The sequence below is a fragment of the Stappia stellulata DSM 5886 genome (assembly GCF_000423705.1).
GTDB classification, from domain to species: Bacteria; Pseudomonadota; Alphaproteobacteria; order Rhizobiales; family Stappiaceae; genus Stappia; species Stappia stellulata.
Map to the genome: position 1 here is coordinate 190,303 of NZ_AUIM01000010.1, position 15,173 is coordinate 205,475.

At 64.7% G+C, this 15,173-nt stretch carries 16 protein-coding genes and 2 tRNA genes; 10 read left to right on the forward strand and 8 right to left on the reverse strand.

Annotated features, from left to right (window positions below; genetic code table 11):
• Positions 1–29 precede the first annotated feature (29 nt).
• Positions 30–836: an undecaprenyl-diphosphate phosphatase gene (locus G572_RS0106085; RefSeq protein WP_029057706.1), complete on the forward strand. Its 807-nt coding sequence runs from the start codon at positions 30–32 to the stop codon at positions 834–836.
• Here the strand turns inward: G572_RS0106085 and G572_RS0106090 are convergent.
• Positions 819–1,832, reverse strand: a complete 1,014-nt coding sequence (locus G572_RS0106090; protein WP_029057707.1) for a helix-turn-helix transcriptional regulator — start codon at positions 1,830–1,832, stop codon at positions 819–821. The two genes, G572_RS0106085 and G572_RS0106090, sit on opposite strands and share 18 nt — an antisense overlap.
• Positions 1,833–1,980: 148 nt before the next feature.
• Between G572_RS0106090 and G572_RS22800 the strand changes: the two genes are divergently transcribed.
• The gene (locus tag G572_RS22800) at positions 1,981–2,244 is read left to right on the forward strand and encodes a YjiS-like domain-containing protein (RefSeq protein WP_037545947.1); all 264 of its coding nucleotides are present in this window, start codon (positions 1,981–1,983) and stop codon (positions 2,242–2,244) included.
• Positions 2,245–2,296: 52 nt separating this feature from the next.
• Here G572_RS22800 and G572_RS0106100 read toward each other — a convergent pair whose 3' ends face one another.
• Entirely contained in the window at positions 2,297–3,289 is a 993-nt protein-coding gene (locus G572_RS0106100; RefSeq protein ID WP_029057708.1) for a complex I NDUFA9 subunit family protein, read from the reverse strand.
• Between the two features lie 170 nt (positions 3,290–3,459).
• Here G572_RS0106100 and G572_RS0106105 point away from each other — a divergent pair.
• Both G572_RS0106105 and G572_RS0106110 read left to right on the forward strand, forming a co-directional pair.
• A tRNA-Leu gene (locus G572_RS0106105) sits at positions 3,460–3,546 on the forward strand.
• 312 nt (positions 3,547–3,858) lie between these two features.
• The gene (locus G572_RS0106110) at positions 3,859–4,785 is read left to right on the forward strand and encodes a restriction endonuclease (protein ID WP_084649916.1); all 927 of its coding nucleotides are present in this window, start codon (positions 3,859–3,861) and stop codon (positions 4,783–4,785) included.
• Positions 4,786–4,908: 123 nt separating this feature from the next.
• Here G572_RS0106110 and G572_RS0106115 read toward each other — a convergent pair.
• A tRNA-Ala gene (locus tag G572_RS0106115) sits at positions 4,909–4,984 on the reverse strand.
• A gap of 227 nt (positions 4,985–5,211) precedes the next feature.
• Positions 5,212–5,595, reverse strand: coding sequence for a TIGR02300 family protein (locus G572_RS0106120; RefSeq protein WP_029057710.1), 384 nt, complete (start codon positions 5,593–5,595; stop codon positions 5,212–5,214).
• 218 nt (positions 5,596–5,813) lie between these two features.
• Here G572_RS0106120 and aroA point away from each other — a divergent pair, with 218 nt between their 5' ends.
• The 3 genes from aroA (at position 5,814) to rpsA (ending at position 9,799) form a co-directional block, all read left to right on the forward strand.
• Positions 5,814–7,169, forward strand: coding sequence for a 3-phosphoshikimate 1-carboxyvinyltransferase (aroA, locus tag G572_RS0106125; RefSeq protein ID WP_029057711.1), 1,356 nt, complete (start codon positions 5,814–5,816; stop codon positions 7,167–7,169).
• On the forward strand, positions 7,166–7,792 hold the full coding sequence (gene cmk, locus G572_RS0106130) for a (d)CMP kinase (RefSeq protein WP_029057712.1): 627 nt from the start codon (positions 7,166–7,168) through the stop codon (positions 7,790–7,792). Before aroA ends, cmk begins: the two co-directional genes overlap by 4 nt.
• A 294-nt stretch (positions 7,793–8,086) precedes the next feature.
• Positions 8,087–9,799 (forward strand): 30S ribosomal protein S1, encoded by a 1,713-nt coding sequence (gene rpsA, locus G572_RS0106135; protein WP_029057713.1) that lies wholly within the window; start codon positions 8,087–8,089, stop codon positions 9,797–9,799.
• Positions 9,800–9,898: 99 nt separating this feature from the next.
• Here rpsA and panB read toward each other — a convergent pair whose 3' ends face one another.
• On the reverse strand, positions 9,899–10,708 hold the full coding sequence (gene panB, locus G572_RS0106140) for a 3-methyl-2-oxobutanoate hydroxymethyltransferase (protein WP_029057714.1): 810 nt from the start codon (positions 10,706–10,708) through the stop codon (positions 9,899–9,901).
• 175 nt (positions 10,709–10,883) lie between these two features.
• Here panB and sppA point away from each other — a divergent pair, with 175 nt between their 5' ends.
• The 3 genes from sppA to G572_RS0106160 all read left to right on the forward strand — a co-directional run bounded on the left by sppA (position 10,884) and on the right by G572_RS0106160 (position 12,626).
• A complete protein-coding gene (gene sppA, locus G572_RS0106150) occupies positions 10,884–11,888 on the forward strand; it encodes a signal peptide peptidase SppA (RefSeq protein WP_029057715.1) in 1,005 nt (334 codons plus the stop codon).
• A complete protein-coding gene (locus G572_RS0106155; RefSeq protein ID WP_029057716.1) occupies positions 11,885–12,181 on the forward strand; it encodes an integration host factor subunit beta in 297 nt (98 codons plus the stop codon). Before sppA ends, G572_RS0106155 begins: the two co-directional genes overlap by 4 nt.
• Before the next feature lie 88 nt (positions 12,182–12,269).
• The gene (locus G572_RS0106160; protein WP_029057717.1) at positions 12,270–12,626 is read left to right on the forward strand and encodes a LapA family protein; all 357 of its coding nucleotides are present in this window, start codon (positions 12,270–12,272) and stop codon (positions 12,624–12,626) included.
• Between the two features lie 507 nt (positions 12,627–13,133).
• On the opposite strand, the gene G572_RS0106165 is transcribed toward G572_RS0106160, so the two are convergent.
• From G572_RS0106165 to trxA, 3 genes are all read right to left on the reverse strand, one after another.
• The gene (locus tag G572_RS0106165) at positions 13,134–13,754 is read right to left on the reverse strand and encodes a trimeric intracellular cation channel family protein (RefSeq protein WP_037545954.1); all 621 of its coding nucleotides are present in this window, start codon (positions 13,752–13,754) and stop codon (positions 13,134–13,136) included.
• Between the two features lie 185 nt (positions 13,755–13,939).
• Positions 13,940–14,590, reverse strand: coding sequence for a nucleotide exchange factor GrpE (gene grpE, locus G572_RS0106170; protein WP_029057719.1), 651 nt, complete (start codon positions 14,588–14,590; stop codon positions 13,940–13,942).
• A 236-nt stretch (positions 14,591–14,826) separates the two neighbouring features.
• On the reverse strand, positions 14,827–15,147 hold the full coding sequence (gene trxA / locus G572_RS0106175; protein ID WP_029057720.1) for a thioredoxin: 321 nt from the start codon (positions 15,145–15,147) through the stop codon (positions 14,827–14,829).
• Positions 15,148–15,173: the final 26 nt, after the last annotated feature.

Consider the following 15,173-nt stretch of genomic DNA (forward strand, 5'->3'; position numbering starts at 1 on the left):
GTCGGGACACGATCGGAGATCCTTTGTCCATGGAATCGGAAACCCTCGTCAGCGCATTGATTCTCGGCCTGGTCGAAGGCCTGACGGAGTTCATCCCCGTCTCATCGACAGGACACATTCTGCTGCTTGGCCATTTCATCGGCTTCCAGAGCACCGGCAAAACCTTTGAGGTCCTGATCCAGCTCGGCGCGATCCTCGCGATCCTCACCGTCTATGCGCATCGCCTCATCGCCATCGCCACGGCGCTGCCGTATCAGGCCTCGGCACGGCGCTTTGTCTTCGGCGTGCTCCTCGCCTTCCTGCCGGCCGCGGTCATCGGCGTGATGCTGCACGGCTTCATCAAGACCGTACTGTTTGAATCGCCCGCGCTGATCTGCACCACGCTCGTCATCGGCGGGATCATCCTGCTGGTAATCGACAAGATGCCGCTGAAGCCGCGCTATCACGATGCGATGGACTATCCGCTGTGGCTGTGTGTCGCCATCGGCTTTTGCCAGACGCTGGCCATGGTGCCGGGCGTTTCGCGCTCGGGCGCGACCATCGCGGGCGCCCTTTTGATGGGGACCGACAAGCGCTCGGCTGCGGAGTTTTCGTTTTTCCTGGCGATGCCGACCATGGCCGGCGCCTTCGCCTATGACCTGTTCAAGAACCGCAATGTCCTGTCCATCGACGATGCGACAATCATCGGCGTCGGCTTCATTGCTGCCTTCGTCACGGCCGTCTTCGTCGTGCGCGGCCTGCTCGACTTCGTCGGCAAGCACGGTTTCGCTCCCTTCGCCTGGTGGCGGATCGCGGTGGGGCTGGCCGGCTTTGCGGGCCTATATCTCACCGGCTGATCCGGCATCCTGCGCCATTTCCACCAGCTCTCGCGCCAACCGGGCCCGCAGGTCCGGCGGCGAGATTAGGTCTGCTCCGGGCCCGAGCCATCGTACCAGAGGCAGGATTACCTCCGGGTCGACGTTGGGAACGCGGACGCGGACACCGCCGCAGGGCTCCGCTTCAAAGAACGCATGGCGGTAGTACCAGTCGCGACCCAGCTGGGCGGCCTGTTCGCGCGACACGCGAATTTCGCTGGCGACGCCTTCGCCTTCCCAACGTCGCATCGCCCGCGACAGCCAGGTCCGGCCGGTCTGGCTCTGGACCGTCATGTCGAGGCGCGGACGAAAAACCAGGCCGCTGACCTCCGCATGGCGGACCCGGTCGGCGCGCAGGAACCGCTCCGCGCCCAGATCGACCTCCCAGCCGTAAAGGTACCACCGGTCCCGGTCGAACAGCAGGCCACAAGGCTCGAGATCGTAGTCCCTGACTTCTCCGCGATAGGGGTTCTCATGCCGGATGCGCACGCGACGCGACCCCAATAGCCCTTGCATGAAGGCATCGACCGCAGCCTGCATTCCTGCCGCGGCAACGGGTTCCGGCTCCGGATGAAAGATGTCGACCGGCGGCTGCTCGATCGCCACGATCCGCTCGCCCTGCTCCATCACCTCGCGCGCGCTGCCCGGCAGGGACGCAAGCAGCTTGGCCTGCGCCTTGTCCAGGTCCTCCAGCAGGGGCGTCGCCCGCAGCCCGCGCACCAGCGTCAACGCCACGAGGAGGGCCGCCGTTTCTCCCCGCGTGAGGGCAATCGGCGGCTGCAGATAGCCGCGCGCCAGACGATATCCGCCCTCCGCGCCGCGCTCGGCCTCGACCGGGATGCCGAGCGCGATCAGCCTGTCGATATCGCGGTAGATCGTGCGAACGGAAACGCCAAACCGTTCTGCAAGACCGGATGCCCGCCGCTGTCCGCCGCTCAAAAGCAGAAGGATGCCCAGCGCCCGTTCTATGGTGTTCATCGCCCCTCCCGCCCGAGCCACCTCGCCGGCAACGCGGATCGGCCGGCGGAAAAAGCCATCATGCGCAGATCATACCTGACGCTCTGGTGTCAGGTATGGTGCGCGACACTCCCTTATCGACATATTTTCAAAAGGTAAGGGCACGGTCATGACCGCTTCGAACTTCACCGCAGTTCCCGCGTTTCGTCCGCAGACCGGTCGCGTCCGGTGGTGGCACACGCTCTTCCATCGCTGGCAGGCGTGGCGCCGCGCCAGGCGCAGCCGCAGGGAACTCGACAGGTTGAGCGAGGATCAACTGGCCGACATCGGACTGACGCGCACGCCAGAGGGCTATCGCGCGCAGACGAGCGTGCGCGAGCGCGAGTTGCGGCTGATGCGCGAGATGTCGAAGATCTGGGGAAACCGGCTGTGATCCCGTCGGGCCGGCGGCGCCAAATCTCGCGCCGCCGCCCGGAATTGTCGGCTCAGGAGGCGGCGCGATTGGCGTCGTATTGGCCATGCTCGCGGAACCGCTCCAGATAGGTCGGGAGGATCGCCATCAGCGTACGTCCCTCGATGCCGAGCCCTTCCAGGGTACGCCCGTCCGCAATCGCTTCTTCGCAGACCACATTGTCGGACTTGAGCAGCTCGACCTGATCGACGGTGAGAGGCGGGCTGGGAAGCCACTGCATCACGCTTGCCTGAACGCGTGCCACGGAAAACGGCAGCGTGACCAACAGACGCTTGCGGCGGATGACCTCAAGCATCAGTTCCAGGCATTCCTTGAACGTCTTGATCTCGGGGCCGCCGAGTTCATAGATCGTGCCGCGTGCGGTCTGCCCGTCGACCGCCATGGCAACGGCTTCCGCAACATCGCCGACAAAGACCGGCTGGAACCGCGTTGCGCCACCGCCGATAAGCGGCAGCACCGGCGACATCCGCGCCATGGAGGCGAAGCGGTTGAAGAAGCCGTCCTCCGGCCCGAAGACGATGGAGGGGCGGAACACGACAGCCTCGGGCACGGTCTCGAAGACGCCGGCCTCGCCCAGTGCCTTGGAGCGGCCATAGACGGAGGGCGATTCGGGATCGGCACCGATGGCCGAGACATGAACGACCGTGTCGATGCCGGCCGCCCGGGCGGCCTCGGCGACGGCACGCGGGCCGAAGGTCTGCACCGCGTCAAAGGACTGGGCACCGGCCTCGTAGAGAATGCCGACGAGATTGACCACCGCGTCGGCGCCCTGCACGGCGCGGTCCACCGACCAGCGGTGGCGCAGATTGGCCTGGACCGGCATGATCTGGCCGACGGCGCCGAGCGGCTGCACGTGCTCGGCGAGATCCGGTCGGCGCACGGCGACGCGCACGCGGTAGCCGCGGCGCGCCAGCGCGCGCACGACATGGCGGCCGAGAAACCCCGAGCCGCCGAAAACGGTAACGAGCTTGCCATTCAGAGCGGATGAACCGGAGGCGGTCGTCATGCCAGTCGCTCCCTTGCCGGACGTGATCTTTCCCGCGCGGCGCGCGGACCTGTCAGCGTCTCTTAGCCCCTGCGCCTGCATCTGTGAAGGGCAGTTGTGCACGAACCGCACATGAGCGCAAAAGGCCCGTTGACAAGGCCGTGCTCGCCTCTTACAAGCGCTCCTCACGAGCCCAGGTGGCGGAATTGGTAGACGCGCTAGCTTCAGGTGCTAGTGCTCGAAAGGGCGTGGAGGTTCGAGTCCTCTCCTGGGCACCAAATTCCGATGCTGGATCTTGCCAATTGGATCCAGACTATCGAAAAAGCTCCGGTTCGCCGGAGCTTTTTTCGTTTGTGGCCTGCGTTTTGTTCCGGAACGCCCGTCGCGCAGGCGCACACACCGCCTTCCCCGGTTGATTTTGCACGAAAGACCAGCGCTAGATGGCGCATTGCGTGTCCTTCTCAGAATTCAAAGCCGTTCATGTCCAACGATTTTCCCTCCGTCGACGCCTTCATCGAGCGCTGGAAACCCTCCGGCGGCAGCGAGGGTCCTCATTCACTCGTCGTTTTCCGGCCTGAGGAGCCCGTCGCATGACCCGCCGCTTCACGATTCAGCCGACCGGAATGCCGGATCTGCCCGGCATGATGCTGGCGACCGTCGAGGCACTGAAGCGAATCGGCGGCTCCGCGTCCATTCACGAACTGGAAGAGAAGGTCATCGAGATCGAAGGTGTTTCCGAAGAGGAACAGTCCTACACCCAACCCGGCAACGATCCGCGCACGCGGGTCGCCTACTTCCTAGCCTGGGCGAGGACCTACCTCAAGCGCGGCGGGGCCCTGGAAAACTCTTCACGCGGCATCTGGGCCTTGACCGATACCGGCGAAGCCATCGTCGACGCGCGACAAACGGAAGAGATCTACAAGCGCGTCATCGAAGAGGAACGCGAGCGCGCGCGAGCCAAGCGTCAGGACAAACAGGCCAAGGCGGCCGCGCGAAAGGCAAAACGTCAGGCCGCAGCGTCCGACGAGATCGAGCTGAACGGGGACGAGCCCACCGGCACCGATCGCGACTGGAAGGCCGTCCTGCTCGAGACCCTGCGCGGCATGGACCCGTCCGCCTTCGAGCGGCTGTCGCAGCGCCTTTTGCGCGAAGCAGGCTTCATCAAGGTGGAGGTGCGCGGCAAGACCGGCGACGGCGGCATCCACGGGGTCGGCGTCTTGCGCGTCAACCTCGTCTCCTTCCAGGTCTATTTCCAGTGCAAGCGCTGGAAGGGCAGCGTCGGCTCGAAAGAGATCCGCGATTTTCGCGGTGCACTTCAAGGCCGCGCCGACAAGGGCCTCTTCATCACCACCGGCGCCTTCACCAGCCAGGCCTCGGAAGAGGCCACGCGTGACGGCGCCATCGATCTCATCGACGGCGAACGGCTGTGCGATCTGCTCAAGCAGTACGAGCTTGGCGTTGCGACACGGATGATCGAGGAAGTAACGGTCAACGGCGACTGGTTCGACAGCCTGTGAGGCTGCGCAACGCGCTACGACCGACGTGAAATCCGAACAAGGGAAGAAGGTCTGTCAGGGGACCCCGGCATGTCCTGCCCGGGAGATGCCGCCGCGCCAGAGCGCTGGCGGAAAGGGGAAGACTGGTGGAGCCAGGCGGAATCGAACCGCCGACCTCTTGAATGCCATTCAAGCGCTCTCCCAACTGAGCTATGGCCCCGTCTTCCAGTTCCTGAGGCTCCCGCGGCGGCCGACAGGGTCGGCGGTTGCTGGAGCTTCGCGGCGTGTCGGCGATTGGGGTCGCCTTGGCCGGTGCGGGCGGAAAATACGTCTTCCGCCCCTCAAGTCAAGCGGAATAATCGCCCGCCGGAACAATCGCCGTATTCCGCCGCTCGATGGCTGTGGACAACCCCAGCCACCGGACATGCCCGCAAGCGGGCATTGCCCTTATCGGTCGGTATCCTCGTCGTCGCGCTCGACGACAATGCCCGGCACGTTGGCGTCTTCTTCGTCCTCGTCGTCGATGAAGACGTCGTCGCTTGCCGTATTGTCCTCGACCTCCTCGTCGTCATCGCCAAGCGAGACGGCCGCATCGCCTTCGGTCTCCGCGTCCGCCTCTTCCAGGCTGACGATCTCGGCGCCCTCGTCTTCCGTCTCGTCTTCATCGTCCTCGACGACCGCCGCCTTGGTCGCCTTTTTCGGGCGCAGGGACTGGGCCACGATGTAGACCGTGCCGCATTTCGGACAGGTGATCGGATCGCGGTTCAGATCGTAGAATTTCGACCCGCATCCGCTGCACAGCCGTTTTGTGCCAAGTTCGGGTTTTGCCACGGTTTCAACCCTTGTTTTTTGATAATCGGGCGTTCGCTTAAAGACTGCCCGCCGATCTGTCAAAGCCTAATCCGACCTGCTTCGTCAAACGCTTTGTTGAGGCCGGCAAAGAGGCCGCATCAAGCCGATCTTCGCACGCAAGCGCCACGGTGACGGATCGCATCCGGCATGGTACGACGTGCCATGCAACACTCGGCTTGAAGATCCGGAATTCCAACATGTCCCAACTGCTTCCTGCAACCCCCTATACGGCCCGCGCCGGATCCCGCCTTTCCGGCCGCGTTCTGGTGCCGGGCGACAAGTCGATTTCGCATCGCGCACTGATGCTCGGCGCGCTCGCCATCGGCCGAACCACGGTGCGCGGCCTGCTTGAATCGGAAGACGTGCTGAACACGGCCGCCGCCATGCGCGCCTTCGGAGCCCGGATCGAGCGCGACGAGGACGGCGTGTGGCGGATCGACGGTGTGGGCGTCGGGGGACTGATGGAGCCTGACGGCATCATCGATTACGGAAACGCCGGGACCGGCGTTCGCCTGGCGCTCGGGCTTGCCGGCACGCATGCCATCGCCACCACCTTTGCCGGCGACGCCTCGCTGTCACGCCGGCCAATGGGCCGGGTGCTGGAGCCGCTGCGCCAGATGGGCGCGCTGGTCATCGCGCGAAGCGGCGACCGGCTGCCCCTGTCGATCCGCGGCGCGGCAACGCCATCACCGATCACCTACCGGGTGCCCGTGCCCTCCGCACAGGTGAAATCGGCGGTGCTGCTCGCCGGCCTCAACACGCCCGGACAGACGACCGTGATCGAACCGGTCGCCACCCGCGACCACACCGAGCGGATGCTTTCCGGTTTCGGTGCCGACATCTCGGTTGAGATCGATGCCGACGGCGCACGTGTCATCACGCTCGCCGGCCCGGCGGAGCTGAGCCCGCAAGACATTATCGTGCCCTGCGATCCCTCGTCCGCGGCCTTCCCGATCGTCGCGGCGCTGATCACGCCGGGGTCGGACGTCACCGTCGCCGATGTCCTTCTCAACGAGCATCGCACCGGCTTGTTCAAGACGCTGCAGGAGATGGGCGCGGATCTTTCCATCGAAAACATTCGCGAGACCGGCGGCGAACAGCTTGGCGACCTCCGCGTCAAACACTCCCGGCTGACCGGCATCGAGGTCCCGCCCGAACGCGCGCCCTCGATGATCGACGAGTATCCCGTGCTTGCGGTCGCCGCCGCCTTTGCCCAGGGACAGACCGTTATGCACGGCCTGGAAGAGCTGCGCGTCAAGGAGAGCGACCGACTTGCGGCCGTCGCCGCCGGGCTCGCCGCGAACCGCATCGTCTGCGAGGAAGGCGAAAGTTCACTCACGGTTCACGGCCGTCAGGGACCGATCGGGGGCGGGACGGTCGTCACCCATCTCGACCACCGTATCGCCATGACCTTCCTGGTGCTGGGCATGGCTGCAGACGATCCCGTGAGCATCGACGATGCCAATGTGATCGCCACCAGTTTTCCCACGTTCCTCGATCTGTTCGCCGACCTTGGCGCGTCGCTGGCACCGCGCGGGGAGAACGCGGCATGATCATCGCAATCGACGGACCGGCCGCATCGGGCAAGGGCACGCTGGCCCGGCGGATCGCCGCGCATTTCGGGCTGCGCCACCTCGACACCGGCCTGACCTACCGCGCGGTCGCAGCCGCCCTTCTGGCGCGCGGCCTGCCGCTCGGCGACGAGGGCGTGGCAGTGGCGACAGCGCGCAATCTCGATCTCGGCGCGCTCGACCGCGATGTGCTGTCGGCGCATGAAATCGGCGAGGCGGCCTCGCGGATCGCGGTTTTGCCGGGTCTGCGCCAGGAGCTGGTGCGCCTGCAACGCGCCTTCGCGATGGAGCCGCCGGGCGCGGTGCTGGACGGACGTGACATCGGCACGGTCGTGTGCCCCGACGCAACGGTGAAACTCTACTGCACGGCGTCGGCGCAGGAGCGTGCAAGGCGACGTACCGCGGAGCTTCAATCGAAAGGCGTCGAAGCCACGCTGGAGACCGTCCAGGCCGATCTGGAACGCCGCGACGCCCGTGACGCGGCCCGGACCGTCGGGCCCTTGAAGCCGGCGGACGATGCGCACTTGCTCGACACCTCGGAAATGGATATAGAGACGGCGTTCAAGGCGGCTGTGGATATCGTCGACAACGTGTACGCAAAATGAGCGAACACGCCGTTGGCGTTTTTCCGCGTGGACAGCCAGTCCCGGGCGCGCGCGCGTGGCGCGCGGATCGTCATGAGGACCGGCTGCCGTCGCACCGCCCGCCTTGCACGGAAACGACATAGGAAGCCCAGGTCCTGAGGCCCCCGCTTCGCCGGCTCGCATCCGCCGCCCAGACACCGGGCCGGCGCTGCGATTGCATCCTCGCCGAAACGGCGCGGTGCCGGGTGGCAGACAGGACTGACCGACACCACAAACCCGCCGGCGACGAGCCAAACTTGGCTGCCAGGAGTTTCGATGAACAGTTTGAACCCCACTCGCGATGAATTTGCCGCTCTTTTGGAGCAGAGCTTCGAAGAGACGGAGCTGCAGGAAGGCTCCGTGGTCACCGGCAAGGTTGTCGCGATCGAGAAAGACCTTGCGGTCATCGACGTCGGCCTCAAGGTCGAGGGTCGCATCCAGCTGAAGGAATTCGGCATCAAGGGTCGCGATGGCGACGATGCCGGAGTGTCCGTCGGCGACACCGTCGAAGTTTACCTTGAGCGCGTCGAGAACGCGCTCGGCGAAGCCGTGCTGTCGCGCGACAAGGCCCGCCGCGAAGAAAGCTGGATCCGTCTCGAAGCCGCCTTCGAGGCGAACGAGAAGGTCAGCGGCCAGATCTTCAATCAGGTCAAGGGCGGCTTCACCGTCGATCTCGACGGCGCCGTGGCCTTCCTGCCGCGCAGCCAGGTCGACATCCGCCCCGTGCGCGATGTCCAGCCGCTGATGCACACGCCGCAGCCGTTCCAGATCCTCAAGATGGACAAGCGCCGCGGCAACATCGTCGTTTCCCGCCGTGTCGTCCTGGAGGAAACCCGCGCCGAACAGCGTTCGGAGCTGGTGCAGAGCCTCGAGGAAGGCCAGGTCATGGAAGGCGTGGTCAAGAACATCACCGACTACGGTGCGTTCGTGGACCTTGGCGGCATCGACGGCCTGCTGCATGTCACCGACATCGCATGGCGTCGCATCAATCATCCGAGCGAGGTTCTCGCGATCGGTCAGACCGTCAAGGTCCAGATCATCCGCGTGAACCAGGAAACGCACCGGATCTCGCTGGGCATGAAGCAGCTCGAAGCCGATCCGTGGGACGGCATCGAGGCCAAGTACCCGGTCGACGCCAAGTTCACCGGCCGCGTGACCAACATCACCGACTACGGCGCATTCGTGGAACTGGAGCCGGGCATCGAAGGCCTGATCCACGTTTCCGAAATGTCCTGGACCAAGAAGAACGTCCATCCGGGCAAGATCGTCTCCACCTCGCAGGAAGTGGAAGTGATGATCCTGGAAGTCGATCCGGTGAAGCGTCGCATCTCGCTCGGCCTGAAGCAGACGCTCCAGAATCCGTGGGAGGCCTTCGCCGAGAAGTTCCCGACGGGCACCGAGGTCGAGGGCGAGGTCAAGAACAAGACCGAGTTCGGTCTGTTCATCGGTCTCGACGGCGACGTCGACGGCATGGTCCACCTGTCGGACCTCGACTGGAACCGTCCCGGCGAGCAGGTCATCGAAGAGTACAAGAAGGGCGACATGGTTCGCGCCCAGGTGCTCGACGTCGACATGGACAAGGAGCGGATTTCGCTCGGCATCAAGCAGCTGGGCGGTGATCCGTTCGACACGGCTGCCGCCGGCGAACTGCGCAAGGGCGCCATCGTGACCTGTGAGGTTCTCGAGGTGAAGGACGGCGGTCTGGAAGCCAAGATCACGGATTCCGACATCACCACCTTCATCCGTCGTGCGGATCTTGCGCGCGAACGCTCCGAGCAGCGCCCCGAGCGGTTCTCGGTCGGCGAGAAGTTCGACGCGCGCATCACGCAGTTCGACAAGAAGACCCGTCGCGTTACCGCTTCCATCAAGGCGCTGGAAATCGCCGAAGAGAAGGAAGCCGTCGCGCAGTACGGTTCGTCGGACTCCGGCGCCTCGCTCGGCGACATTCTCGGTGCGGCCCTGAACAAGGCGCGCGACACCGACGATTGATCGGCCGGCCGCGCCCTCACCGGCGCGCACCCGCGAAAAAACGAAAGCCCGGCCAGTTGGCCGGGCTTTCCTGTTTCAGCGTCCGAAACAGGCCACAGCTTACCCGTAGCAGTGCTCGGGCGCGGGATAGACGCCCGTCTCGACCTCCTCGGCAAAGGCGCGAAACGCCGCCTCGACGCTTCCGGCCTGCGCCATGTAGTCCTTGACGAAGCGCGCCTTGCGCCCCGGCGATACCCCCAGCATGTCATGCATCACCAGCACCTGCGCATCCGTTCCCGGGCCCGCACCGATGCCGATGACGGGGATGGAAAGCGCGGCAGCCACCGCCGCGCCGACGGCATCGGGCACGCACTCCAGCACCATCAGGCGCGCACCTGCCGCCTCGAGCAGAACGGCATCATCCTGGATCTGGCGGGCGGCGGCCTCGTCGCGCCCCTGAACCTTGTAGCCGCCGAGCATATCCGCGGTTTGCGGCGTCAGACCCAGATGCGCGCAGACCGGCACGCCACGCTCCGTGAGGAAGCGGACGGTCTCGGCCAGAAAGGCGCCGCCCTCCAGTTTGACCGCATTGGCACCGGCCCGCATCAGGCAGGCCGCGTTGCGCCCGGCATCTTCGGCGGTGTAGTAGGTCCCAAGCGGCAGGTCGGCGACGATCAGCGGGGCCGCCTTGCCGGCCCCGGCGACACCGCGCGCCACGCAGGCGGTGTGATAGGCCATGTCCTCAAGGGTCACGGAAACGGTCGAGGACCCGCCCTGAACAACCATTCCCAGGCTGTCGCCCACCAGTACGGACGCAACGCCTGCCCGCGCCGCCGTCGCGGCAAAAGAGGCATCATAGGCGGTCAACATGGAAAAGCGTTTCCGCTCTGTCTTCAGCCGGTTCAAAGTGGCAAGGGTGATCGCGGACATGACTGTTGCTACTCTCCTTTTGACAAACCGGCGCGGCGACCGGCAATGCAGGCCCCTGTCCTACCACCGGATCCCGCCGACAGGAATGTGGGTTCAGTCCGCATCCGGGCTTTCCATCCGGAGCGCAGGCATGTAGCCATAGGCTTCCGACGACCAGACAGAAGGCTTTTCGTCCATGTCCCTCGATGCCGACGCCATCGTCGACCGCCGTCGCCTGCGCCGCAAAGTCACGTTCTGGCGGATCGCGGCCTTTGTTGTCGCGCTAGTCGCTCTTGCCGGGGTCATCGGCTGGGGCGGTGGTTTCGGGTCCTATTCGAAACGCTCCGCACATGTTGCGCGCGTCTCCGTCGAAGGCGTGATCGTCGATGACAGGCGGCGACTTGCGCTGCTGGACTCCATTGCCGAAAACGACCAGGTCAAGGCGGTAATCCTGGATATCGACTCGCCAGGCGGTTCAACGGTCGGCGGCGAGGCGCTTTACCAGAAGATACGAGAAGTCGCCGAGACAAAGCCGGTCGTCGCCACCATCGGCACGCTTGGCGCCTCGGCCGGCTATATGACGGCGATTGCGGCCGATCACATCGTTGCCCGGCATACCTCGCTGACCGGCGCCATCGGCGTCTATATCCAGTTCGGCAACATCAAGGGTCTGCTCGATTCTCTGGGCGTCAAGGTCGACGTTGTGCGCTCCGGCCCCCTGAAAGCCGAGCCGAACTTCTTTTCCGACACGCCCGAGGCCGCGCGTGAAAACCTCCAGAACGTGATCGACGACAGCTACAACTGGTTCTTCCAGCGTGTCGCGGAGCGCCGGAAGATGAGCGATGACGAAGTCCGCGGGATCGCGCAGGGCGGCATCTTTTCCGGCGAACGCGCGCAGCGGCTCAATCTGGTCGACGCGATCGGGGGGCAGGAGACCGCGCAGGCATGGCTCAAGGCCGAACACGATATCTCCACCGAACTTCCGGTCGTCACATGGGCCGTGCCACAGGAATACGACGACCTGCCCTTCGCCGCCCGGATGTCGCATGCGCTGGGCCAGGGGATCGGCGAGGCGGCTCTTGGAGCGCTAGGCGCCACCAGAGCGCTTGTGCCGGAAGGAGTTACGCTTGACGGTCTGGTATCCGTTTGGCACGCTCAAAACGCGTCGGACGCAAGCAGTGGCCCTGGGGGACGGGAATGATCAAGTCAGAACTGGTGCAGCGGATTGCCGAACAAAATCCGCATCTTTACCAGCGGGACGTGGAAAACATCGTCAACGCCATCCTCGACGAGGTCACAAACGCGCTGCGAAACGGGAACCGCGTCGAGCTGCGCGGTTTCGGGGCGTTTTCGGTGAAGAACCGTCCCGCACGCACCGGGCGGAACCCGCGCACGGGCCAAAAGGTCGACGTGGACGAGAAATACGTGCCGTTCTTCAAGACCGGCAAGGAAATGCGCGAGCGTCTGAACGACGGGGACGGCTCCGAGGATTGAGGCGCGACCTCCGGACGAAGGCATCGGCCTATCAGGATGACCCCGGGACAAGCGCAGGCGTGATGTATCAAATGCGGGAGAACAGACCGTGCGGCGGTTGATCAAGAATCTGGTACTCATACCGATCGCAATCGTGCTCATCGCACTGGCGGTGGCCAATCGTGATCCGGTGACGCTCTCGCTCGACCCCTTCTCGCCCGCCGACCCGGCCGTAAGCCTCAATGCGCCGCTGTTTTGGTTTCTTTTCGCCGCCGTCGCCTTCGGCGTTCTGATCGGCGGGATCGCCTCTTGGGCCGGTCAGGGCAAATGGCGCAAGGAAGCGCGCGTCAAGCGTCGCGAAGCCAACCGCTGGCACGATGAGGCCGACCGGCTGAAGGCCGTGCACGAACCCGCCAACAAGGGATCGGCCCTGCCGTCGCCGGCGTCCTCGCGCAACGCAGCCTAGGGTGTCGCCCCGTACAAAGGGCTGACATGGCCTTGAAAATGAGGGCGCTTTGCATGGACGGGCACGCCGAGCCGGCTGGTTGCCCGGGATCCGCGCGCTGACGATGCCGCTTGCAAGACCAGTTTCATGTCCTTTGGGCCCGACGCGCATTGCGTGTCGTCGTCATCGCAAAAAGCCGGAAAAACGCCTGCATTTCCTGCCCTTCCGCAACTCGGCGAGACGCAATCCGTCTCAGCCCATGGCAATCCCGTTCATGAGGCCGCAGCCTGGGCAGGTTCGACCGGTGTCAGCCGTCCGGTGACGCCCCTTCCGGATCGCGCGTCAGCAGTTCATTCCAGTAATACATGCCATGCGTGACGGCCATGCGGTCCCCCAAGTCAAGGCGGCACGCGACGTGACACGCCCTGCGTGCGGCGTTTCCATGCGACACCCGCATCATAGTGAAAGACGGCGCGCTTCGCATGTCATCCTTCGCACCAGCTCCGCCGGGCGATTGCCGGATCGTCGTCAGGAAGGGTCTTGCGGCGGCGCATAAGGAGGAAGCGACCATCCGCGAACGATCGCTCCACCGCGCAACAGCAGCGCACAGGCAACGCCCGCAAGGGCCGCCGGCCAGGAGGGAACGGCCAGCGCGGTCAACACGACATAGGTGCCCGCGCCCGCAAACGCGGCGGTGAGATAGATTTCCGGCTTGAGCAGCGCCGATGGCTGACCCGCAATGGTGTCGCGAATGATCCCGCCAAAGGTTGCTGTCGCAACCCCCATGAAGATTGCGACGGCCGCCGGATAGCCGAGCGACAGGGCCTTGGCCGCGCCCATGACCGAATAGGCCGCAACGCCGATCGCATCCGCCCAGCGAAGCGGACGGTCCACCTTCTCCACCCAGGCGGCGGCCAACCACATTGCGCCGCCAATGCCAGTGCACACCAGAAGATAAAGCTGATTGTCGACCCAGAAAACCGGCACGCCCAGAACCAGGTCACGCAAGGTGCCGCCGCCCACGCCGGTAAAGACGGCGAAGAAGACAAAGGCGAGAAAATCGAGCCTCAGCCGCGAGGCGACAATCGCCCCGGTCACGGCAAACACCGCGACGCCGAAGAAATCGAGAAGCTGAAGCATTGTGGCCATGTTCCGGCCTCCCGTGCATATCCCGGCGGACAGTGTAGAGACGACGCCGGAAAGCAAAGCTGCCCCGGTCGTCGGCACCCATTAAAAAGACGCGGTCACTCGAGGCGCCGCGTCTTCATCCGGGCCTGTCGGGCCCCATCGTCCTTGTCGTTCCGAGCCTGCCTGCCGTAGCGGCCTGCGGGAACCTACGCCGTCTTGTCGACGGTCGCGCCCGGCTCGCCCTGCGGCGCATCTGACCTGCGCTCCTTCGGGCCGCCCTTCGATACGCCAACCATGGCGGGCCGCAAGACGCGATCGCCGATCATGTAGCCGGCCTGGACAACCTGCACGACAGTGTTGTTCGGCACCTCGGTGTTGGGAACCTCGAACATCGCCTGATGGAAGTTCGGATCGAAGCGCTCGCCTTCCGGCTCGAGTTTCTTGACGCCGTGCTTGTCGAGCTGGTTGAGCATCTCGCGCTCGGTCAGTTCGACGCCCTCGATCAGCACGCGCATCGCCTCGTCGGCCGACTCGCGGGCATCCTCCGACACCGCGTCAAGCGCCCGGCGCAGATTGTCGCCAACGCCCAGCATGTCGCGCGCGAAATTCGCGACCGCATACTGGCGGCTTTCACGGATTTCCTTTTCGGTGCGCCGACGGAGGTTTTCCATCTCCGCCATGGTCCGCAGCACACGGTCCTTCATCTCGGCGTTTTCGCTCTGCAGTGCCTCCACCCGATCGCCCTCGGCCTCGTTCTCCACACCGCCATCGGCATTGGCATGCGCCTCATGCGCCCGCGCCTCCGCGGCTGCGATGTCTTCCGGAGTGTCATTCGGATTCTTGCTGGTGTCGCTCATGATCTGCCCGAAACTGTCTGACGTGTTCCATCGCGCCCAGTGCCAAACCGGCCGCGACGAGAACCGCCTTTAAAACGCCGCGCACCCCGTGTCCAGATCGCTATCCGGTCAGACACGGGGTGCGCTCATGTAAATGTGTCACCGGTTCCTGGACCAAGGGCCGCAAAGGGGCAACCCTGGTCGTTTCAATGCGACGCAGCCCGATGCCGATTCGCACGCATCGAAACGGGCATGCCCTAGGACGATGTCTTGATCCAGTCCGCCAGCTTGTTCTTCGGAGCGGCACCGATCTGCGTGGAAATCGGCTCACCGTCCTTGAACATGATCAGCGTGGGAATCGACCGGACACCGTACTTCATGGCGATGTTCTGGTTTTCGTCGATGTTGAGCTTGGTGATCGTCACCGCCTCGCCCATCTCATCGGAAATCTCCTCGAGCGCCGGCGCGATCATCTTGCAGGGGCCGCACCATTCCGCCCAGAAATCGACGACGACCGGGCCAGAGGCCTTCAGGACATCGTCTTCAAAGGATTCATCTGTTACGACTGCGGTGGCCATTTCTCGCCCTTTCCAAAATCACGAAT